Genomic DNA, 20081 nt, shown 5'->3' on the forward strand with positions numbered 1-20081 from the left:
CCGCCGTCGCGGGTGTTGGTGCCAATGCTATGGCTATGAATGCTGATCGACAAACGATAGATTTAGCGCACACCTGATTAGCAGGGCTTATCGATCATGCTCAAACACTGGCCACCCCTCAATGCGCTCAGAGGCTTCGAGGCCGCAGCGCGGCTTGGCAGTTTCCACAAGGCTGCCGAGGCCCTGAACCTCACTCAGTCGGCAATCAGCCAGCAGATTCGCAGCCTGGAAACCTACCTGGAGCAGCCGCTGTTCCACCGCAGTGGTCGCAGCGTGAGCCTGACCGATGCCGGGCATGACCTGCTCAGCACCACGCAGTCGCTGTTGCAGCACCTTGCCGTGGGCATTCGCCGCCTTGACCAGTACCGCAAGCCCAACCAGCTGGTGGTCAACACCAGCCCGGCCTTCGCCCGGCATTGGCTGTTGCCGCGTCTGGCCGATTTTCATCAGCGCTGCCCGGAGGTCGACCTGTGGTTGTTCACCAGTTTCGAAGTGCCGGACATGGCGACCGAGACCATCGACCTGGCTATTCGTGATGACCTCAGTGCCCAGGCCGAATGCAGCTTTACCGTGTTGCACAACGATCAGTTGTATCCGGCCTGCCACCCTTCGCTGCTGATGGCTTCCGGGCGCACGACCTTGCACGGCGAGCGGGAAATGGATTGGAGCCATTGGCAACTGGAAGGTGGCGAGGATGTCGGGCAGCAGGGCAAGGGGCTCAACTTCTCCGACCCCGGGTTGTTGCTGGATGCAGCGAGCGAGGGGCTGGGTATCGCCCTGGTCAGCCAGCTGCTGGCCCAGCGTGCAGTGGCGCAGGGCCACTTGCAGGCCTTGTCCGAGCAGCGTGTGCGCGGGCCAGCGTGGGCTTGCCTGGTGCACAGGGACAGTCAGGACGATCCGTTGGCGCGGCAGTTCCTGGAATGGCTGAAGGAGGCCTTGGCGCAGGACGCTCAGGTTTCGCATCACCCAATCACCCCGTAATATGTGTCGGATAACCTGCGGGGGTAGTCTCACCCTCTAGTTCAATCGGAATCGCCCGCAGCGGCGCTTCCCTGGCATAAACCTGACGAGGTACAGACATTGGCCATCATTCATCCTAAGGTCCGCGGTTTCATCTGCACCACGACTCACCCGAAGGGCTGCGAGCTCAACGTCCGTGACCAGATCGAAGCCACCCGCAAGCTGGGCGTGCGCGAGGATGGTCCGAAGAAGGTCCTGGTCATCGGTGCCTCCAGTGGCTACGGCCTGGCAGCGCGCATCACCGCGGCCTTCGGCTTCAAGGCCGACACCCTGGGCGTGTTCTTCGAAAAACCGGGTACCGAGACCAAGGCGGGCACCGCTGGCTGGTACAACGCCGCTGCGTTCGACAAGTTCGCCAAGGCCGAAGGCCTGTACAGCAAGTCGATCAACGGCGACGCGTTCTCGGACGAAGCCCGTGCCAAGGTTATCGGGCTGATCAAGAACGAAATGGGCGGCAAGGTCGACCTGGTGATCTACTCGCTGGCTTCGCCTGTGCGCAAACTGCCGCAGACCGGTGAGCTGATCCGTTCCTCGCTCAAGCCGATCGGCCAGCCGTACAAGTCGACCGCCATCGACACCAACAAGGACACCATCATCGAGGCCAGCATCGAGCCTGCCACCGAGCAGGAAATTGCCGACACCGTCACCGTCATGGGTGGTCAGGACTGGCAGCTGTGGATCGATGCCCTGGCTGGTGCCAACGTGCTGGCCGAAGGCGCGCGTACCGTGGCCTTCAGCTACATCGGCACCGAGATCACCTGGCCGATCTACTGGCACGGTGCCCTGGGCCAGGCCAAGCAGGACCTGGACGAAACCGCCCTGCGCCTGGACCAGAAACTGGCCAGCGAAATCAAGGGCGGCGCCAACGTGGCGGTGCTCAAGTCGGTGGTCACCCAGGCCAGCTCGGCCATTCCGGTGATGCCACTGTACCTGTCGATGGTGTTCAAGATCATGCAGGAGAAGGGCGTCCACGAAGGCACCCAGGACCAGCTCGACCGCATGTTCCGTGACCGCATGTACCGTGCCGACGGCGCCCCGGCGGCCGTCGACGAAAAGGCTCGCCTGCGTCTGGACGACTGGGAACTGCGTGACGACGTACAGGATGCCTGCAAGGCCCTGTGGCCGCAGGTGACCACCGAGAACCTGTTCGAAATCACCGACTATGCCGGTTACAAGAAACAGTTCCTCAACCTGTTCGGTTTCGAGCGTGCTGACGTCAACTACGACGAAGACGTGGCCACCGACGTGAAGTTCGACTGCATCGAGCTGTAATCACGTCCGGTCTGTACCGGCCTCTTCGCGGGTGAACCCGCTCCCACAGGAGCCGTGTGGGAGCGGGTTTACCCGCGAAGAGGCCGGTACAGACCACACATTTTTTGCTAGCGTTGGCGCACAACAACAGGAAGCGCGCCATGAGCAGCCTAACCCAGCCCGCCACTGCCTTTCGCCACACCGCCGCCGATGGCTACAGCCTCGGAGGTTTCCTCTGGCGCCACGCCAACCCCGACCCTCAGCGCCCCCTGGTGATCATCAACGCCGCCACATCGGTGCGTTGCCGTTACTACTCGCGTTTTGCCGACTACCTGTTCGCCAACGGCTGGGACGTGCTGACGTACGACTACCGTGGCATCGGCGAGTCGCGCCCGGCCTCGCTTCGGGGGTTCAAGGCGTCATGGAGCGACTGGGGGCAACTGGACTTCGAAGCCATGCTGGCTTATGCCGCACAGCAGTTCCCAGGGCAGCCCGTGGATGTGGTTGGGCATAGCTTTGGTGGCTGCGCGGTGGGGTTGGCGCCCTCGGCGGGGCGGGTGCGGCGGGTGGTGATGGTGGGGGCGCAATTTGCCTACTGGCGCGACTATGCGCGGGACCTGCGTTGGCGACTGGTGGGCAAGTGGCATGTGGTGATGCCGCTGCTGACGCGGTTGTTCGGTTACTTTCCCGGCAAGCGGCTGGGTTGGCTGGAGGATACGCCGGCGGGGGTGGTGCAGGATTGGACAGCCCGTACATCACGCTACGAGCACAGGCCTAGTGGAAGTCAGCTACAAGGTTTGCCATTTGCTCAGGTGCGAGCGGCGACACTGGCGATCAGCTTGACCGATGACCCATTTGGTACCGTGGCGGCGACAGAGCGTCTGCTGGGGTATCTGAAGCACACAGAGCGGTTGCACCTGCGGCTGGCGCCTGTGGATATCTCCGTCGATGAGATCGGCCATTTCGCGTTTTTCCATGACAGGTTTCGCGAGGGGCTGTGGCCTATTGCACTGGAGTGGTTGCAGCGGGGGGAGGTGTCAGCCAGCTGGAAGCATCGGATCGAGGGTTGATGTCGGCTGTACCGGCCACTTCTTGGCGGCCCGTCGTCACGATAAATCCGCTCCAACAGGGATTGCACCGCTCTGGAGGTTGAAGCAGCACCTGTGGGAGCGGGTTCACCCGCGAATGGGCCGCAAAGCGGCCCCACCCGACATCAAGCCAGGCGCGAAAGCGGCTGCTGGGCGAACTTCACGCCAGCCAGGCCGTGCTTGATCAGCGCACGGATATTGCCATGGTCACTGCCTTCTGGCGTTGCCAGCACGCTGCGGTAGTGCTCGCCGAACGCCAGCAGCGCTTCCTGATCGCTCAGGCCTTCCAGCAGTGCCAGGCCCAGGGTCTTGCACGAGCCTTCGTTCTGGCCGGCGGCGTTTTCCACGCCACCATTGTTGAAGGCTTGAGGCTGGTAGCTGTAGTTGGCGGCAATGAACGCCAGGGTATCGGCAAAGACGTGTTCGCCGCTGGCCAGGCTGGCGCGCAGGGTGTTCAGATCAGTCACGAGGTTTTCCTTTTTCAAACGCCGCTTGCTGCTCGGCGCTGGCTTCTTTCTGGTATTGGGCTTTCCACTCGGCGTAGGGCATGCCGTACACCGCTTCGCGGGCATCATCCATGCTCAGTTCGACCTGGCGCTCGTCGGCGGCCGCCTTGTACCACTTTGACAGGCAGTTGCGGCAGAAGCCGGAGAGGTTCATCAGGTCGATGTTCTGCACATCGGTGCGTTTCTGCAGGTGTTCGACCAGGCGCCGGAACGCGGCGGCCTCGAGTTCGAGTTGCTGTTGCGGGGTCATGGGCTTCTCTCAGGTCATGCGATTCTTAAGGTGGCGGCCACCGTTGATGACCACCTGGCTGCCGGTGCTGTACTGGCTGGCAAGCAGGTACTTGACCGTCTCGATCAGTGGGCCGGCGCCGGGTTCGAATTCCAGCAGGGCTTTTTTCAGCGTTTGCTGGCGGTACGCTTCATCGCCCCCTTCCTTGAGGATCAACAGGCCCGGCAGGATACCGTTGACATGCACCTTGGGTGCATATTTTTCCGCGAACGACAGCACCATGTTCTGCAACGCGGCTTTGGTGGCGGCGTAGCCGATGTGGCTCTTGCTGCCGCGTGATGAGGTTTCGTCGCAGATATGGATGATGTCGGCCTTGTCCACCTTGGCCAATAGGTCGCCCAGTGCCAGGTTGAGGTGGTAGGGCGCCTCGACGTGCAGGCGGAACATGGTCTCGAGGTTGTCGAGGCCGTCATCCAGCCACAGAGAGGCGTTGTGGATAACCGCGCGCAAGCCGTCGTAATGGCTGTGCAGGAAGTCGATCAGCGCCTGGCGGTCTGCCGCCAGGCAGAGGTCGGCCTTGAACTGAACGATATTCGGGTGCGCAGGTTGCGGCAGGATGCTGCGGCTGGCACTGACCACCGTATGGCCGGCCTGTGCCAGTTCGAGCGCCAGAGCCAGCCCGACACGCTGGCTGGCTCCGGTAACGAGGATTGGGCTGTTCATGTTCGGGGCGGTCAACTTGTCTGTTCTTTCGTTGCCGCCCAGCATACCCGAACTGTTTCGCTCTTGCGTGGCCGGCCCTCAACGGCTGCGCAGCGCTGTGCCAGTGTGCGGCGCGGCGTTCAGCCAATTCGCCAGCAGGCGAGTGGAGAGGGGAATGAAGACATACACCATCACAGGTGTCAGCATCAGCGTGCTGAGCATCACCCGGGGCACCAGGTCCAATGCCGCCAGCCAATGGCCGAACAACAGGTTGAACAGCAGCGAGACCGGGAAGAACGCCAGCCAGATGGCCACGGCTTGCTTCCAGCGCGGTGGTTTTTGCACCATAGCGGTGCAAAACCAATCATCAATGCCGGTTACGCGCCTCTCTTTGGGGCGTTCGAACAGGCCATTTCCGCGTTGCAGCCAGGCTCGGCGAGAAGCGGAATGTTCCCAGGCGTGCAGGGTTGGTTCGTCGCTGAAACGGAAAATGATCTGGAACTCGTCGCCATCACGGGGCGGTGCGAGGATGCCCGAGCCAAGATAGCCGGGAAAGTCTGTGGCCAGCTGCTCGCCTTCATGGAGCCAGGCCAGCAGGTCCTGGTAGCGGCCATGGGCGGCGCGGCGCGACACCATCAGGGTGACGGGTGGGGTAGACATCGTGTATCTCCTGACGACGGGGTTGGCGGGTAGCTGGCCCCTTGGCTGTGTCGCCCGGGGTGGTGGGCGACACAGACGTATATGCAAGAATCGGGCACGGATTATCGCGGCTGTTGCATGACAGGCAAGTGTCAGGCGGCGAATGGTCACTGACCGGTAATCTATTCTGTCGTAGTAGAATGCGCGTTCAATTCAAACGCACAGGGTGCTCAGTGCAGATGAACAAAACGGCAATGGATGCCGGCCTGGAACACCAGGACCTGTTTCCGATCCGCGAAGTTTCCCGCCTCACGGGGGTCAACCCGGTGACTCTGCGTGCCTGGGAGCGACGCTACGGGTTGATCCAGCCGACTCGCACCGACAGCGGCCACCGCCTGTATTCCCAAGCTGACATCGACGATATTCGCCTGATCCTGGGGTGGCTCGAACGTGGTGTCGCGGTGAGCAAGGTCGGTAGCATTCTTGCTCGCGGGCAGGCGGTTCTGCGTGAAGCCAGTCACCCGGCCACGGCGGACACCCAGGGGCAGTGGCAAAACCAGCTGCGCAAAGCGCTGCAATCCTTCGATGGCGTGAGCTTGGGGCGTGTGTTCGACCAAGTGTCGGCGAGCCATTGCCTGGACAAGGCATTCACCGAGATATTCATGCCCGTCTGGCATGACCTGGCGGCGGGCCATGGGGTGTTTGGCCAGACCAGCGAGTGGCTGTTTTTTGACCAGTTCTTGCGGGCACGCGTGCTGTCGCTGCTGCAGTTTTCCCGCAAGGCATGCCATCAGCGCGTGCTGATGGCGGCTCTGCCTGGGCCTTGCCACGAGTTGGAGCTGCTGGTGGCCGGCCTGCTGTTGAGCAGTGATGAGGTCGGCGTGACCTTGCTGGCGCCTGGGCAACCGCTTGAAGAGCTGACGCTGGTGTGCGAGCGGCTACGCCCCGATGCCTTGGTGCTGTTCTCCAATCACCAGTTGACGGTGGACCTTGGCAAACGTTTGTTACGCCTGGTGGTGGGGTTGGAGTGCCCGTTGCTGCTGGCAGGAGAAGCTGCGGAGCTGGCCCAGGACAGCCTGGCGGGAAGCCCGGTGGCTTGTCTGGGCGCTGAAGCGGGTTTGATGCGTCGGCGTTTGCGGCAGTTTCTAGCCGGTCAGCTCGACACCTGAGCGTGTAGTTCTGGGTGGGCCTGGCGATGAGCCTGAAGAATGTACTCGCGCAGGCGTTCGATTTCTTCGGTCGAGCTTTGGCTCAAGTCGTAGGCGGCCAGATCTGGACCAATGCGCCGGCCCAAGGTGCCGTGCAGTTCAATTGGGGTGATTCCGTCAGGCGCGAAGTGCAGGTCGAATTGCGCAGGTGCCTGCCGCAGTCCGCGTAGTTCCAGCAGTGCCCCCTTGAAGGAAATTTCGCGTACCCACAGTCCGCAGGCGTTGCCGTGTGCATCTTGCAGTGCGCTGGGCTGGTCCAACGACAGGCGCCAGGGGCGCAGCATCGGGCCGTCTTCGTAGATTTCCGGTGAACCCAGTTGCAAGTGCAGGGCGTGGAACTCGTCTTCGACCAGTTGCAGCGGGAAGCTGATCTGCTGGTTGTTGAATTGCGCCTGCAGCGTGACTTGCTCGTTGGCCACCAGGCGGGTGAGCAAGTGCTGGATGCGGCGGTCGCCATTGACCAGCAGGCTCGACATGGGGTCGGCCAGGTTCAACTGCGGCGTGTGCTGCATGCCCTGTATGAAATCCAACTCGTCCTGGGTCAGGAGCGCGTTTGCTTGCATGATCGAACTCGGAGGCGATTTCTTCAACGGCATGGACAATGCTTCAGGCGCTTGGTTCAGCTCGTTGGTCGGAATTCAGACGAGCGTTGAGTTCGGCCAGCTCGCGCTCCAGCTCCACCTGGCGGGTGACATCCTTCTGGATACCGATGAAATAAGTGCGTTTCTCGGCGTCGTTCTTCACGGGAGTGATCGACAGCTCGTTCCAGAAAGCGCTGCCATCCTTGCGGTAGTTGCGCAGCACCTCCCGGCAAGGACGGCCTTCGACCAGGGCTTTGCGGATTCGCGCACGGCCCAGCTGGTCGCGGTCGTCGGCCTGCAGGAAACGGCAATCCTGGTAGAGAATCTCGTCCCGGCTGTATCCGGTCAGGCGTTCGAATGCCGCGTTCACGTAGATCAGGATGGTGTCGTCGCCTTCCTGTTCGGCAACCACGATACCGTCGTTGGATGCATCGACCATCGATTGCAGCAATTGCGCGTTGATCATGTCCGGGCCATCAGGGAGAAAGAGGGGACTTTAGTAGAGACGGCCTTTTGCCAGCGCCGGATGTTAGTATCCTACGTTTTCACTCAGTTTCGGAATCCTCTCCCCGATGAAAGTCGCCATTATTTCCGGGTCGGTGTACGGTACCGCCGAAGAAGTTGCCCGTCATGCCGAATCCCTGCTCAAGGCCGCAGGTTTCGAAGCCTGGCACGCGGCGCGGGCTACCCTGCAGGACCTGCAGGGCTTCGCGCCAGAGGCCTTGCTGGCAGTGACCTCGACCACCGGCATGGGTGAGCTGCCAGACAACCTCATGCCGCTGTACAGCACCATCCGTGACACCTTGCCTGCTGCCTGGCGCGGCCTGCCGGGGGCGGTGATTGCCCTGGGCGACTCCAGCTACGGCGATACCTTCTGTGGTGGTGGCGAGCAGATGCGCGAGTTGTTTGCCGAACTGGGCGTGCGGGAAGTGCAGCCGATGCTGCGCCTGGACGCCAGCGAGACGGTAACCCCGGAGATCGATGCCGAGCCGTGGCTGGCTGAACTGGCGCAGTTGCTGAAGGCCTGACAAAGCACGGGATGCAATTGGCCTCATCGCCGGCAAGCCGGCTCCTACAGGTACAGCGGTGATCTCAAGGTTGGTGCAGTCCATGTGGGAGCCGGCTTGCCGGCGATGAGGCCGGTACAGACAACTCAAAGCTGCCCGTCCGGCTCCTGCCGCACCAACTGCAACCACGCTTGCGCCGCCCGCGACAGATACGCCCCACGTCGCCAGATAAACGCGATGTCCCAGCGCAGAAATGCCGGAGCCCGCAGCGCCAGGCGCACCACGCCAGGGCGCTCCAGCGCTTTTGCCACCACTCGGGGCAGCAACACCACGCCCTGGCCTGCTGCCACCAGCGCGACGAGAAAGTCGGCCTGACCACTACGCCCACCTTCCTTCGGCGTGAACCCCTCCTGCTGGCAAGCCTTCAGCAAACGATCGTTCAGCACGAAACTGCGTTGGTACAGCAGAAAAGGCGTGTCAGCCAGTTGCTTCAAGTCGACCAGGCCAAGGCCCGCCAACGGATGCCCAGCTGGCAGCAGTACATCCAGAGGCTCATTGCAGAATGGCTGGTGCTCAAAGGCCGGGTCACCAGGTGTCAGGCTGCCGCCGAGCTCCAGCTCACCGGTTCTTACCGCTTGCTCAATGCTGTGGCTACCGCCTTCGAGCAATTGGATCGAGATATTCGGGTGCCGCCGCCGGTACTCGGCAAACAGCCCTGCGAAAAGCGCATCGCTACCCAATAGCGGCAACCCCAGGCGCAATTCGCCGCGGCCCATCTGGCTGAGGTCGTCGAGTTCGCTGAGCAGCGCCTGACGTTGGCGCAACAAGGCTTCGCCACGCTCAAGGACGATACGCCCGGCAGCGGTCAAGTGCAGCTGCGAAGCCTGACGCTCCAGCAGCGGCTGGCCCACATCTTGCTCCAGTTGAGCCACCTGTTTGCTGACCGCTGACTGGCTGATGTGCAGGATGAGCGCCGCTTGGGTGAATCCCCCGCGGTTGACCACTTCGATGAAGCTGCGCAGTTGTTTGAATTCCATGACCTGAATTCCATTATGGAATGCTGATTAGTCTAACAATTCGCTTCTGGCCTAGGCAGGCAAAATTTAAAATGAGGGCCTGTCGAGGACTCGCCAATGAAACCCGCGTTGTTGAAGAAAATCCCGCGCCTGCTTGCCGAGCTTGCAGTGCTGTTGGCCTTGTTCCTGCTGGGAGGTCAACTTGCCGCCTGGCTGGGCTGGCCCATCCCTGGTGGAGTGATGGGCCTGGCGCTTTTGTTGTTGCTGTTTGCCAGCGGCGTAGTTAAACCAGGCACCTTGCAACTGGGCGCCGGCTGGCTGATGGCCGAGATGCTGCTGTTCTTCATCCCGGCGCTGATGAGCTTGCTCGACTACGGCGCCCTGGTGCGCAACGAGGGCTGGCGCATTCTGCTGGTGATCGCCGTGAGCACATTGATGGTAATGGTCGTCACCGCAGTGACCGTCGAACTGGTATGCCGCTGGAGGTTGCGCCATGAGTCTTGAGCCCATGCCGCTGTTCTGGCTGGCCCTGACCCTGGCCGCGTATCTGGGCAGCCGCTGGCTGTACCGGCGCAGTGGTCGCTACCTGCTGTCGCCCCTGATTCTGGTGCCGACGCTACTGCTGGCGGTGGCCGTACCGCTGCACACCGCGTATGCCGAGTACGCACGCAACACCCACTGGCTCATGAGTGTACTTGGCCCGGTGACCGTGGCCTTCGCGGTGCCGATCTGGCAGCAGCGGGCCATGTTGGCGCGGCATTGGCCTGCGCTGTTGATTGGCATGGTGGCCGGAAGTGCAGCGTCCATCGCCAGCTCCTGGGGGCTGGCCCACCTGCTGGCGCTGGACAACGCAATCAGCCTGTCGCTGGTGCCACGCTCGATCACTACACCCTTTGCCATGCCGCTGGCCCACGACCTTGGTGGCGTACCGGAGTTGACCGCAGTGTTCGTGATGTTCACCGGCGTGCTAGGGGCGATGTTCGGTGGCGTGCTGCTGCGTTGGTTGCCCCTTCGTACTCCGCTGGCCCGGGGCGCGTTGTTTGGTGTGGGTGCCCATGGTGCTGGCGTTAGTCGGGCACAGGAAGTGGGCCGCGAAGAAGGTTCCGTGGCCGGCCTGGTCATGGTCCTGACCGGCCTGCTGAACCTGTTTGCCGCGCCTCTGCTGGCCGTGCTGCTGTGACCGTTCGTGCCACTGACTCGCTGAGTCATCAAGCTGGCTGGCAACGCAAGTTTCTCCGCCTTGGCTGCTGACTAGACTGAGCCTCGACATAGAGAGCACATGTAAGTGCCGAGGTGACATGCAATGACCGCAGCCTTGCCCTATTCCACCAACACTTATCTTCCGGGACGACTCTGATGCCTTTGGCCGAGATTCCATTGTGCGTCTGGCGTACCCGGGGACAGAGTTTTTCATTCCGGGGCCAGAGCATCCGCTACTGGACCGCAGGGCAAGGAGAGCCCCTGCTACTTCTGCACGGATTTCCCACCGCAAGTTGGGATTGGCACTACCTGTGGGCGCCGCTGGCTCAGCGCTTCCGGGTCATTGCCTGCGACATGCTGGGCTTTGGCGATTCAGCCAAGCCGCTCAACCACACCTACAGCCTGATGGAGCAGGCCGATTTGCAACAGGCCTTGCTCGCCCATCTGCAGGTCGACCAGCCGGTGCACCTGCTGGCCCACGATTACGGCGGCAGTGTCGCCCAGGAGTTGCTGGCGCGGCACCATGAGCAGCGGGCGGAAATCGCCAGCTGCGTATTCCTCAACAGTGGGTTGTTCCCCGAGAGCTGCCAGGTGCTGCTGGTTCAGAAGCTGCTGCTCAGCCGGTTGGGCTGGCTGGTGGGGCGCTCGTTCGGGCGGGACGACCTGGTGCGTAACGTCACGCAGATCTACGGCCCCTGCACCCACCCCAGCGAAAGTGCGCTGGACGACTGCTGGAGCCTGATCGCAGCGAACCGGGGCACGCGCATTTTGCACAAGCTGGTGGGCTACCTGCCCGAACGCAGGGTGCATCGCGAACGCTGGGTCGGGGCGTTGCAGCGAGAGGGCGTGCCGCTGCGCTTCATCAACGGTGTGGTCGACCCGGTTTCGGGCAGCCGCATGGTCGAGCGCTACCGGCAGCTGGTGCCAGAGCCGGACACCGTGCAGCTGCAAGGCATTGGCCATTACCCGCATACCGAGGCGCCCGTGCAGGTGCTGCGTCATTACCTGTCGTTTCGCGAACAACCGCTTAGCTACCTCCCGTTGAAGGTCGCCTGGTCCTGACCAGGCGATCATGGCCCAGCGTTATCGTCTAGCATTCAGCCTCAGTGAGCTTGATTGTTCGCTATCCGAGGCTGGCGGACACTCGTTGCACCCAAACCTGACCAGGAGCCATGAACATGAGCGAGCCGGTGAGTCTGCAAGACCGAGTGGTGATCGTCACGGGGGCCGGTGGCGGCCTGGGCCGGGCCCATGCGCTGTTGTTCGCCGAGCGTGGCGCGAGGGTGGTGGTCAACGACCTGGGCGGTTCGACCCACGGTGAAGGCGCCAACGCGTCGGCGGCCGATCGCGTGGTGGCCGAAATCCGTGCCGCTGGCGGCACCGCAGTGGCCAACCATGACTCGGTCGGCGATGGAGCCCGCATCGTCGAACAAGCCATGGACAGCTTTGGCCGGGTCGATGTGCTGGTGAACAATGCCGGCATCCTGCGTGACAAGACTTTCCACAAGATGGAAGACAGCGATTGGCAGCAGGTCTACCAGGTGCATGTCGAAGGTGCCTACAAGGTGACCCATGCAGCCTGGCCGCACCTGCGCGCGCAAAATTGGGGGCGAGTGATCTTCACCGCCTCGACGTCCGGCATCTACGGCAACTTTGGCCAGGCCAACTATGGCATGGCCAAGCTTGGCCTCTACGGCCTGACCCGCACGCTGGCCATCGAAGGGCGCAAGAACGGCGTTCTGGTCAATGCCATCGCGCCAACCGGCGGTACCCGCATGACCGAAGGGTTGATCCCGCCACAGGTGTTCGACCGGCTCAAGCCTGAGCTGATCAGCCCGCTGGTGGTGTACCTGGGCAGCGAGCAGTGCGAGGACACGGGGCAACTGTTCGAAGTGGGCGGTGGATGGGTTGGCAAGGTGCGCTGGGAGCGCAGCCTTGGCGTGGGCTTCGATCCACGGCAAGGTTTCACACCGGAGCAGGTGGCACAGCACTGGGAAGAAATCGGCGATTTTGAAGGCGCTGTACATCCGCAGGACAGTTTGCAGGCATTGCAGCAGATGATGGCGAATCTGCAGAAATATCCGTTGAGCTGATGATTTCAAGCCGCAAAAAAAAAGGCCGCTGCAAAGGCAGCGGCCAATCGAGACGTATGATCAAGGAGCTTCAAAATCAACGTCGGTGAACCCTGTTCGGCGCGAAGGGCGGGGGGGGTAGTGCCCTTCGTGCCAGCCAGTGAGATAAGAATAAGCGCTTGATCCTGGGGGAAAAATAGCCCCTTGTGACATTCACCTTTACGTTTCGGGTAAAAGTGCCCTCAGCGCAGTTCCAGCCTCTTTTCGGGTCCGACGTTGTGCCTTGCAGGGTGCTCAACCCTTGGGCGAATAGCCCATCCGCCAACTGGCCTCCTGCGCCGCCGCCAACAGTTGCCGTGCAGCCGGGCCACATTCGTCGGCATGGAAAATCGAGGTTGGCCCTACCACTGTCATCACGGCGGCAATTTGGCCCATGGCATTGAACACCGGTGCCGACAGCGCATCTACGCCGGGCATCAGAAGGCCATGGACATGGTGCAGACCGCGCTTGCGGATACCGGCCAGCAAGGGTTCGTAGTCTGCGGATGTTTGCTCGAGCGCAGCCAGTTCGTGGTCACGCAACTCTCGCGTTTCGCGCTCGGGCAGGTAGGCCGCGAAAACCAGCCCGGTGGACGAACTCAGCAGTGGCAACACCGAACCGATCTGGGTCACAACCGTGACTGCACGTACCGCAGGTTCGATGCTCACCACGGTTGCCCCTTGGTTGCCCCACACCGCGATAAAGCAACTTTCGTTGAGCTCGTCGCGCAACTGCGACAGCGGCAAGGCTGAAATTTTCAGCACATCAATGCTGCCCAGCGCCGCCAACCCCACCCGCAATGCCTCACGCCCCAAACCATAGTGGTTGGTGGCCGCATCCTGCTCGGCAAAGCCACTTGCGATCAGCGCTTGCAGGTAGCGATGGACCTTGCTCGCGGGCATCTGCACGTGCTCTGCCAGACGCGACAACGACGTGGAAGGGGAGAGTTCGGCAAGGGCCTTGAGGATGTCGGTGCCGACTTCTGCCGAGCGGACCTTCTGCTTGCCGTTATCGGCGGTGGGGCTGGCTTTGGCCATGAAATGGGATTCCGGATTCTTCGAGTCGCGTCTTTATAGCTTGACGCCTATCGAGGAGCAAATTACGTTATACGTAATCTGATTACGATAAAAACAATGCAGACGCGCTGCCATCCCCCGCAGCCAGCTGCCAGCAACGGCTCCGTGCGAGCCCGGAGGCATCGATGACCAGTGACACGTCCACCGACCTTCAATACTTGAGCGGCTTCGGCAACGAATTCGCCAGTGAAGCGCTACCTGGCGCATTGCCGGTCGGGCAGAACTCGCCACAAAAAGCCCCATACGGGCTGTATGCCGAGCTGCTCTCCGGCACCGCGTTCACCATGACGCGCAGCGAGTTGCGTCGCACCTGGTTGTACCGTATTCGCCCGTCGGCGCTGCACCCGCGCTTCGAGCGCCTCGAGCGCCAGCCATTGAACGGCCCGCTGGGTGCAGTCACCCCCAATCGCCTGCGCTGGAGCCCGCAACCGATCCCCACCGAGGCGACCGACTTCATCGAAGGCTGGCTGCCGATGGTGGCCAACTCGGCGGCGGACAAACCTGCGGGAGTCAGCGTCTACATTTACCGCGCCAACCGCTCCATGGAGCGTGTGTTCTTCAACGCTGACGGCGAGCTGCTGCTGGTGCCAGAGCAAGGCCGTCTGCGTATCGCCACCGAGCTTGGGGTCATGGAAGTCGAGCCGCTGGAAATCGCGGTGATCCCGCGTGGCATGAAATTCCGCGTCGAGCTTCTCGACGGGCAGGCCCGTGGCTACCTGGCAGAAAACCATGGTGCGCCGCTACGCATCCCGGACCTGGGGCCAATTGGCAGCAACGGCCTGGCCAACCCACGAGATTTCCTCACCCCGGTCGCCCATTACGAAGAGGCCAGCGGGCCGGTGCAGCTGGTGCAGAAGTTCCTCGGTGAGCACTGGGCCTGCGAGCTGCAGCACTCGCCACTGGATGTGGTGGCCTGGCACGGCAGCAATGTGCCGTACAAGTATGACTTGCGCCGTTTCAACACCCTGGGCACGGTCAGCTTCGATCACCCGGACCCATCGATTTTCACTGTGCTGACATCACCCACCAGCGTTCACGGCCTGGCCAACATGGACTTCGTGATCTTCCCGCCGCGCTGGATGGTGGCCGAGAACACGTTCCGTCCGCCGTGGTTCCACCGCAACCTGATGAACGAATTCATGGGCCTGATCCATGGCGCCTACGACGCCAAGGCCGAAGGCTTCCTGCCGGGTGGCGCCTCGCTGCATGGCGTCATGAGCGCCCACGGGCCGGACGCCGAGACCTGCGAAAAAGCCATTGCCGCAGACCTGGCACCGCACAAGATCGACGACACCATGGCCTTCATGTTCGAGACTAGCCAGGTGCTGCGCCCGAGCCGCCATGCCCTCGAATGCCCGCAATTGCAGGCCGACTACGATAGTTGCTGGGCCACCTTGCCGAGCACCTTCAACCCGAACCGGAGATAACCGATGAACCAGACCGCCATTGCCCGCAGCTGGGTAGAGCACGCCAACGGGCATAGCGACTTCCCGTTGCAGAACCTGCCGCTGGGTATCTTCAGCCGCTCCGCTGAAGCGCCGCGATGCGGCGTCGCCATCGGTGATGCCATCCTCGACCTTGAGGCGGCATTGGCTGCCGGCCTGTTCGAAGGGCAGGCCAAGGCTGCGGTAGAGGCCACTCGCGGCGGGCAACTGAATGCCTTCTTCGCGCTGGGCCGCAGCGCCCGTGTCGCCCTGCGCGAGCGCTTGCTGGTGTTGCTGGGTGAGCACAGCGAGCACCAGACTGCCCTGAAGGCCGCGCTGTATTCCGCCAACGATTGCCAAATGCACATGCCGGCCAAAGTCGGCGACTACACCGATTTCTATGTCGGAATCGAGCACGCCAAGAACGTCGGCAAACTGTTCCGCCCCGACAACCCGTTGCTGCCTAACTACAAGCATGTGCCGATCGGTTATCACGGCCGCGCCTCGACCCTGCGCCCGTCGGGTACCGACGTGCGCCGCCCCAAGGGCCAGACGCTGCCAGCAGGGCAGACCGAGCCGACCTTTGGCCCGTGTGCGCGCCTGGACTATGAGCTGGAGCTGGGGATCTGGATTGGCCAGGGCAACGACATGGGCCAGGCGATTCCGGTAGGGGATGCCGCCGAGCACGTAGCGGGCTTCTGCCTGCTAAACGACTGGTCGGCGCGGGATATCCAGGCCTGGGAATACCAGCCGTTGGGCCCGTTCCTGTCCAAGAGCTTCATCACCAGCATCTCGCCCTGGGTGGTTACCGCTGAAGCCCTGGAGCCTTTCCGTTGCGCCCAGCCGGCACGTCCCGAGGGCGACCCACAACCGCTCTCGTACCTGCTGGACAAACGCGATCAAGCCGGCGGTGCACTGGACATCGAGCTGGAAGTGCTGCTGCTCACCGAGGGCCTGCGCGAACAGGGCCTGCCCGCCCACCGCCTGACCCTGAGCAACACTCGCAGCATGTACTGGACCGTGGCGCAGATGGTGGCTCACCACAGCGTCAATGGTTGCCAGTTGCAGTCGGGCGACCTGTTCGGTTCGGGGACGCTGTCGGGTGCCACGCCAGGTTCCTTCGGCAGCCTGCTGGAGATCACCGAAGGCGGCAAGCAGCCGGTAGCGCTGGCCAGCGGCGAAGTGCGCAAATTCCTCGAAGACGGCGACGAGATCATCCTGCGTGCCCGCTGCACGCGTGAGGGTTTCGCCAGCATCGGCTTCGGTGAATGCCGCGGCAAGATCGTCGCAGCCAACTGAGCGAGGCCAGGCACATGGAGCTGTATACCTACTACCGTTCCACCTCGTCCTATCGTGTGCGAATCGCCTTGGCGCTCAAGGGCCTGGACTACCAGGCCCTGCCGGTGAACCTGCTCAAGGGCGAGCAGCGCGGTGCGGACTATTCGGCCGTCAACCCGCAAGGCCGTGTACCGGCCCTGCGTACCGACGCCGGTGATGTGCTGGTGCAGTCACCGGCGATCATCGAGTACCTCGAAGAGGCTTATCCACAACCTGCGCTTCTGCCAGTCGGCGCCGAGGCCCGGGCCAAGGTACGGGGTGTGGCGGCAATCATCGGCTGCGATGTTCATCCGCTGCACAACGTCAGTGTGCTCAACCAGTTGCGACAGCTGGGCCATGACGAATCGCAGGTCAACCAATGGATTGGCCACTGGATCGGGCAGGGGCTGGCGGCAATCGAGCAATTGATCGGCGACGATGGCTTCTGCTTCGGCGCATCGCCAGGGGTGGCGGATGTTTACCTGATTCCTCAGCTGTACGCCGCCGAGCGATTCAATATCGACCTGAGCGGCTACCCACGCATCCGTCGTGTCGCTGCCCTGGCGCAGCAGCACCCTGCGTTCGCCAAGGCACACCCGTCGTGCCAGCCGGACACGCCGGCTCAGTGAATCGACCGGTTCACCGTCGGTAGTTGTCCGATTCGCTCGCTCAGCTTCAGGCGTTGAACCGGGTCGTCGGTCAGCAGCAAGGCATGCTCCAGGTCGAAGCGTTCAGCCTGTGGGCAATCCAGGTGCTGGTAGAGCGAGGCTCGGGCCGTGTAGTCACTGACTTGCACCGGCCCAAGTTGCATCACGCGCTCGGCATCGATCAGCGCCGCCAGGTGGTTGTCGTTGCTGATGTGCAACTGACGCAGGTTGCGTGAGAGGCGCTGGAGCATCTGCGTGGGGCTTACCGCCCGCAGGTGTTCAGCTGTCAGTGGCACATGCGGGCCGAACTGGCGCGCCAGCAGTTCACGACAGTCCGCAGGGTACAGACGGCGGCCGCCACAGGGGTCGAGCAGGTGATCGGCGCCGGGTACGCGCAGCAGGAAGTGTCCCGGGAAGCCTACGCCCTCCAGGGGAATGGACAGCCGCTGCGCCAGTTCCAGAGCCAGTATGGCAAGGGTCAGCGGTTGGCCACGGCGGCGCTGCAGGACCTTGTCCATCAGGGCCGCCTGCGGACGCAGCGGGTGGTATTCATCCTGCTGGAAGCCAAGCGAATTCAGCTGGCGCAACAGCGGCTGGGCCAGTTCACATAACGGCAACATCGGCAAGTTGGCGCTGATCTCACGTTGCAGGTTGTGCACCGTGGCAAGGCACGCGGCCAACTCGACATTTCGGTCGTGCTCGGCGGCGATCCATACGGCGGCTTCCAGCAGGGCGACCGGCTCGCGTTCCAGGCAGGTCAGGCAGGCTTGACGTGGGTTCATAGGGCTTCTCCACATACGCTTAACTATTAGCTTTGACGCCCTGGTTCGTCCAGTGGTCCGCCAAGAAGCCTTGTGTTGGCGGCCTGCCTATACTGGAGAGAGCACCTCTTGGGGGAGCCGGTCGATGTTCGCGCTGATGCAAAGCACCCGTACCCAGTCCATGCACATGTGGATCGACCCGACCACGGGTCTGAAGGCTGTGGTGGCGATCCACAGCGAACATCTGGGGCCGGCCATGGGTGGCTGTCGCTACTTGCCCTATGCCGATGATGAAAGCGCCATGACCGACGCCATTCGCCTGGCCCAGGGCATGAGCTACAAGGCGGCGCTGGCTGGTTTGAAGTTCGGCGGCGGCAAGGCTGTGATCATGCGCAACCCCCATGTGGAAAACCGTGCGGCGTTGTTCGAGGCCTTTGGCCGTTTTGTCGATACATTGCAAGGACGGTTCATCACTGCCGTGGACAGTGGCACCTCAACCCTGGACATGGACTGCATCGCCCAGAGTACGCCCCACGTCACCAGTACCACGGCGTCCGGCGACCCTTCACCGCATGCCGCCATGGGGGTCTTCGCCGGTATCCGCGCCACGTCCCAGGCCCGCCTGGGCAGCGGTAATCTGGAGGGCCTGCGGGTGGCGGTGCAGGGCCTGGGCAATGTTGGCTATGCCTTGGCCGAGCAACTGCACGCGGCGGGTGCGGAACTGCTGGTGAGTGACCTGGACCCCGGCCGTGTGCGCCTGGCGGTCGAGCAGTTCAATGCGCACCCGGTCACCAATGATGCCTTGATCAGCACACCTTGCGATATTTTCGCGCCTTGCGGTGTGGGGCCAGTGCTCAACGGCCAGAGCGTGATGCAACTACGCTGCGCGGCGGTGGCGGGGGCGGCGAACAACCAGCTCACCACGTTGCAGGTGGCCGATCAGCTGGAGTCGCGAGGGATTCTGTACGCGCCGGACTATGTGATCAACGCCGGCGGGTTGATCTATGTAGCCCTCAAGCACCGTGGCGAGGACCTGGGCACCATCACCGCGCACCTGGCGCGGATACCCACGCGGCTGACCGAGGTATTTGCCCACGCCCAGGCGGAGAAGCGTTCGCCAGCGCGGGTGGCGCAGATGCTGGCGGAGCGGTTGCTGTACGGTTGAGCCCCTGGAGGCTTTATTCAGCAGCACCACCTTCCAGCAACTCCGAGAGTGCATCCGGTTGGCTCTTGAACGCCCGGGCAAACACATCGCGGTTCTTCGCCATATAAATGCCAGCTTCTTCAACCTGCTGTTCGGTCAGCGAGGGCACTGCCTTCTGCAGCACTTCGGCCAGGCGCTCAGCCAGCTCGAGCATCTTGTCGTGACGATCTGCTTCGGCCTTATCCATGAACAAGCGCTCCGGGTCGCGGCTGCTGCGGTACACCACTTCGACGGCCATTCATCACCTCTGTGCCTTTCTGTTGGTTAATCATTACTGTGTTTATATACAGTAATGGCAATGCCCCTTCCAATGCAACTGCGCAGTGGCCATTTGCTGTAAATACTCTCGGCAAAAAGTGTAGCTCCAGGTGCCTTGCGGCAATCGGTCGCCTTCCAAGCTGGGGGCCTGGCCCTTTAACTGCATGGCACAAGCGTCACAGACGTGATGCATCATCCTTCATGTCGTATCGGGGAATGGAACAACGTGAACATCAAATGGGCTGAAAAACTGCGCAAGGGCCTGCACGGCTCGGCTGACTCGCTGGGCAATCTGTGCGTCGAGGCGTTCCACTACCTGGCACTGTTCGGCATCGGCGCCATCACAGCCTATGCGGCGGTGATGACCTTCCTGGACATGTTGGGCAAAGGCGGCATCAGCGTGGATGACATCCTGTTGCTGTTCATCTACCTGGAGCTTGGGGCGATGGTCGGGATCTACTTCAAGACCAACCACATGCCGATCCGCTTCTTGCTGTATGTGGCAATCACCGCGCTGACCCGCCTGCTGATCGGCGACGTGTCGCACCACAAGGCGCCGGATGAAGGGCTGCTGTACCTGTGCGGCGGTATTTTGCTGCTGGCCTTCTCGATTCTGGTGGTGCGCTATGCGTCTTACCGCTACCCATCGACCAAGGTGCTGGACGCTAACGGCAAAGAGATCGAAGAAGGCAAGTGAGGGGCTAGGTAGTTAACGCGGATGGCCCCGCCCCTGGTGGTTCAATCCCGTCCGGCGCCGCGCGATGTATCGCAACATCGGGTTCGCCAGCTGCGTCTGCCTGGATTCGAGAAAATGATCGGGGAAATGCTGCGGAAA

The 20081-nt window shown here is 62.3% G+C and carries 24 protein-coding genes; 14 read left to right on the top strand and 10 right to left on the bottom strand.

What is annotated here, in order from left to right; translation table 11 throughout:
- Nucleotides 1–96 precede the first annotated feature (96 nt).
- The 3 genes from PspTeo4_RS25750 (at nucleotide 97) to PspTeo4_RS25760 (ending at nucleotide 3341) form a co-directional block, all read left to right on the top strand.
- The gene (locus PspTeo4_RS25750; protein ID WP_322366547.1) at nucleotides 97–981 is read left to right on the top strand and encodes a LysR substrate-binding domain-containing protein; all 885 of its coding nucleotides are present in this window, start codon (nucleotides 97–99) and stop codon (nucleotides 979–981) included.
- 99 nt (nucleotides 982–1080) lie between these two features.
- Nucleotides 1081–2292, top strand: a complete 1212-nt coding sequence (fabV, locus tag PspTeo4_RS25755; RefSeq protein WP_322366548.1) for an enoyl-ACP reductase FabV — start codon at nucleotides 1081–1083, stop codon at nucleotides 2290–2292.
- Nucleotides 2293–2432: 140 nt separating this feature from the next.
- On the top strand, nucleotides 2433–3341 hold the full coding sequence (locus PspTeo4_RS25760) for an alpha/beta fold hydrolase (RefSeq protein WP_322366549.1): 909 nt from the start codon (nucleotides 2433–2435) through the stop codon (nucleotides 3339–3341).
- A 143-nt stretch (nucleotides 3342–3484) separates the two neighbouring features.
- On the opposite strand, the gene PspTeo4_RS25765 is transcribed toward PspTeo4_RS25760, so the two are convergent.
- Genes PspTeo4_RS25765 through PspTeo4_RS25780 form a run of 4 tightly spaced genes read right to left on the bottom strand, consistent with a single transcriptional unit; the run spans nucleotide 3485 to nucleotide 5456 of the window.
- Nucleotides 3485–3826, bottom strand: coding sequence for a HopJ type III effector protein (locus PspTeo4_RS25765; RefSeq protein WP_322366550.1), 342 nt, complete (start codon nucleotides 3824–3826; stop codon nucleotides 3485–3487).
- Nucleotides 3819–4115, bottom strand: coding sequence for a DUF1244 domain-containing protein (locus PspTeo4_RS25770; protein ID WP_023378717.1), 297 nt, complete (start codon nucleotides 4113–4115; stop codon nucleotides 3819–3821). The genes PspTeo4_RS25765 and PspTeo4_RS25770 overlap by 8 nt, the downstream gene beginning before the upstream one ends.
- A gap of 9 nt (nucleotides 4116–4124) precedes the next feature.
- Nucleotides 4125–4862 carry a dihydromonapterin reductase gene (gene folM / locus PspTeo4_RS25775; RefSeq protein WP_322366551.1) on the bottom strand — a complete coding sequence of 246 codons (738 nt, stop codon included), beginning with the start codon at nucleotides 4860–4862 and terminating at the stop codon, nucleotides 4125–4127.
- 33 nt (nucleotides 4863–4895) lie between these two features.
- On the bottom strand, nucleotides 4896–5456 hold the full coding sequence (locus PspTeo4_RS25780) for an antibiotic biosynthesis monooxygenase (protein ID WP_322366552.1): 561 nt from the start codon (nucleotides 5454–5456) through the stop codon (nucleotides 4896–4898).
- 218 nt (nucleotides 5457–5674) lie between these two features.
- Here PspTeo4_RS25780 and PspTeo4_RS25785 point away from each other — a divergent pair, with 218 nt between their 5' ends.
- Nucleotides 5675–6604: a MerR family transcriptional regulator gene (locus PspTeo4_RS25785; RefSeq protein ID WP_322366553.1), complete on the top strand. Its 930-nt coding sequence runs from the start codon at nucleotides 5675–5677 to the stop codon at nucleotides 6602–6604.
- Here PspTeo4_RS25785 and PspTeo4_RS25790 read toward each other — a convergent pair.
- Nucleotides 6589–7206, bottom strand: coding sequence for a hypothetical protein (locus PspTeo4_RS25790; RefSeq protein ID WP_322366554.1), 618 nt, complete (start codon nucleotides 7204–7206; stop codon nucleotides 6589–6591). The two genes, PspTeo4_RS25785 and PspTeo4_RS25790, sit on opposite strands and share 16 nt — an antisense overlap.
- Nucleotides 7207–7249: 43 nt before the next feature.
- Nucleotides 7250–7690: a PAS domain S-box protein gene (locus tag PspTeo4_RS25795; RefSeq protein WP_322366555.1), complete on the bottom strand. Its 441-nt coding sequence runs from the start codon at nucleotides 7688–7690 to the stop codon at nucleotides 7250–7252.
- Nucleotides 7691–7796: 106 nt separating this feature from the next.
- Between PspTeo4_RS25795 and PspTeo4_RS25800 the strand changes: the two genes are divergently transcribed.
- Nucleotides 7797–8252 (top strand): flavodoxin, encoded by a 456-nt coding sequence (locus PspTeo4_RS25800; protein ID WP_322366556.1) that lies wholly within the window; start codon nucleotides 7797–7799, stop codon nucleotides 8250–8252.
- 125 nt (nucleotides 8253–8377) lie between these two features.
- Here PspTeo4_RS25800 and PspTeo4_RS25805 read toward each other — a convergent pair whose 3' ends face one another.
- Nucleotides 8378–9268 carry a LysR family transcriptional regulator gene (locus PspTeo4_RS25805; protein WP_322366557.1) on the bottom strand — a complete coding sequence of 297 codons (891 nt, stop codon included), beginning with the start codon at nucleotides 9266–9268 and terminating at the stop codon, nucleotides 8378–8380.
- Between the two features lie 96 nt (nucleotides 9269–9364).
- Here PspTeo4_RS25805 and PspTeo4_RS25810 point away from each other — a divergent pair, with 96 nt between their 5' ends.
- The 4 genes from PspTeo4_RS25810 (at nucleotide 9365) to PspTeo4_RS25825 (ending at nucleotide 12540) form a co-directional block, all read left to right on the top strand.
- Nucleotides 9365–9751 (top strand): CidA/LrgA family protein, encoded by a 387-nt coding sequence (locus tag PspTeo4_RS25810; protein WP_322366558.1) that lies wholly within the window; start codon nucleotides 9365–9367, stop codon nucleotides 9749–9751.
- Nucleotides 9741–10427, top strand: coding sequence for an LrgB family protein (locus PspTeo4_RS25815; protein ID WP_322366559.1), 687 nt, complete (start codon nucleotides 9741–9743; stop codon nucleotides 10425–10427). Before PspTeo4_RS25810 ends, PspTeo4_RS25815 begins: the two co-directional genes overlap by 11 nt.
- A 176-nt stretch (nucleotides 10428–10603) precedes the next feature.
- Nucleotides 10604–11509, top strand: coding sequence for an alpha/beta hydrolase (locus PspTeo4_RS25820; RefSeq protein WP_322366560.1), 906 nt, complete (start codon nucleotides 10604–10606; stop codon nucleotides 11507–11509).
- A gap of 116 nt (nucleotides 11510–11625) precedes the next feature.
- The gene (locus PspTeo4_RS25825) at nucleotides 11626–12540 is read left to right on the top strand and encodes an SDR family oxidoreductase (protein ID WP_322366561.1); all 915 of its coding nucleotides are present in this window, start codon (nucleotides 11626–11628) and stop codon (nucleotides 12538–12540) included.
- Between the two features lie 273 nt (nucleotides 12541–12813).
- Here the strand turns inward: PspTeo4_RS25825 and PspTeo4_RS25830 are convergent, their stop codons facing one another.
- Nucleotides 12814–13596: an IclR family transcriptional regulator gene (locus PspTeo4_RS25830; protein ID WP_322366562.1), complete on the bottom strand. Its 783-nt coding sequence runs from the start codon at nucleotides 13594–13596 to the stop codon at nucleotides 12814–12816.
- A gap of 164 nt (nucleotides 13597–13760) precedes the next feature.
- On the opposite strand from PspTeo4_RS25830, the gene hmgA reads away from it, so the two are divergent.
- From hmgA to maiA, 3 genes are read left to right on the top strand one after another with little or no spacing between them, the layout of a single operon-like run.
- A complete protein-coding gene (gene hmgA / locus PspTeo4_RS25835) occupies nucleotides 13761–15062 on the top strand; it encodes a homogentisate 1,2-dioxygenase (RefSeq protein WP_322366563.1) in 1302 nt (433 codons plus the stop codon).
- A 3-nt stretch (nucleotides 15063–15065) separates the two neighbouring features.
- Nucleotides 15066–16358: a fumarylacetoacetase gene (gene fahA / locus PspTeo4_RS25840; RefSeq protein WP_322366564.1), complete on the top strand. Its 1293-nt coding sequence runs from the start codon at nucleotides 15066–15068 to the stop codon at nucleotides 16356–16358.
- A gap of 14 nt (nucleotides 16359–16372) precedes the next feature.
- Entirely contained in the window at nucleotides 16373–17005 is a 633-nt protein-coding gene (gene maiA, locus PspTeo4_RS25845) for a maleylacetoacetate isomerase (protein ID WP_322366565.1), read from the top strand.
- On the opposite strand, the gene PspTeo4_RS25850 is transcribed toward maiA, so the two are convergent.
- The gene (locus PspTeo4_RS25850) at nucleotides 16999–17805 is read right to left on the bottom strand and encodes a SirB1 family protein (protein WP_322366566.1); all 807 of its coding nucleotides are present in this window, start codon (nucleotides 17803–17805) and stop codon (nucleotides 16999–17001) included. The genes maiA and PspTeo4_RS25850 overlap by 7 nt on opposite strands.
- A gap of 124 nt (nucleotides 17806–17929) precedes the next feature.
- Here PspTeo4_RS25850 and PspTeo4_RS25855 point away from each other — a divergent pair, with 124 nt between their 5' ends.
- Nucleotides 17930–18949 carry a Leu/Phe/Val dehydrogenase gene (locus tag PspTeo4_RS25855; protein ID WP_322366567.1) on the top strand — a complete coding sequence of 340 codons (1020 nt, stop codon included), beginning with the start codon at nucleotides 17930–17932 and terminating at the stop codon, nucleotides 18947–18949.
- A gap of 13 nt (nucleotides 18950–18962) precedes the next feature.
- Here PspTeo4_RS25855 and PspTeo4_RS25860 read toward each other — a convergent pair whose 3' ends face one another.
- The gene (locus PspTeo4_RS25860) at nucleotides 18963–19226 is read right to left on the bottom strand and encodes a YebG family protein (RefSeq protein WP_322366568.1); all 264 of its coding nucleotides are present in this window, start codon (nucleotides 19224–19226) and stop codon (nucleotides 18963–18965) included.
- A 246-nt stretch (nucleotides 19227–19472) separates the two neighbouring features.
- On the opposite strand from PspTeo4_RS25860, the gene PspTeo4_RS25865 reads away from it, so the two are divergent.
- Entirely contained in the window at nucleotides 19473–19943 is a 471-nt protein-coding gene (locus PspTeo4_RS25865; protein ID WP_322366569.1) for a phosphate-starvation-inducible protein PsiE, read from the top strand.
- Nucleotides 19944–20081: the final 138 nt, after the last annotated feature.

This window comes from Pseudomonas sp. Teo4 (genome assembly GCF_034387475.1).
In the GTDB taxonomy this organism is placed as follows: Bacteria; Pseudomonadota; Gammaproteobacteria; order Pseudomonadales; family Pseudomonadaceae; genus Aquipseudomonas.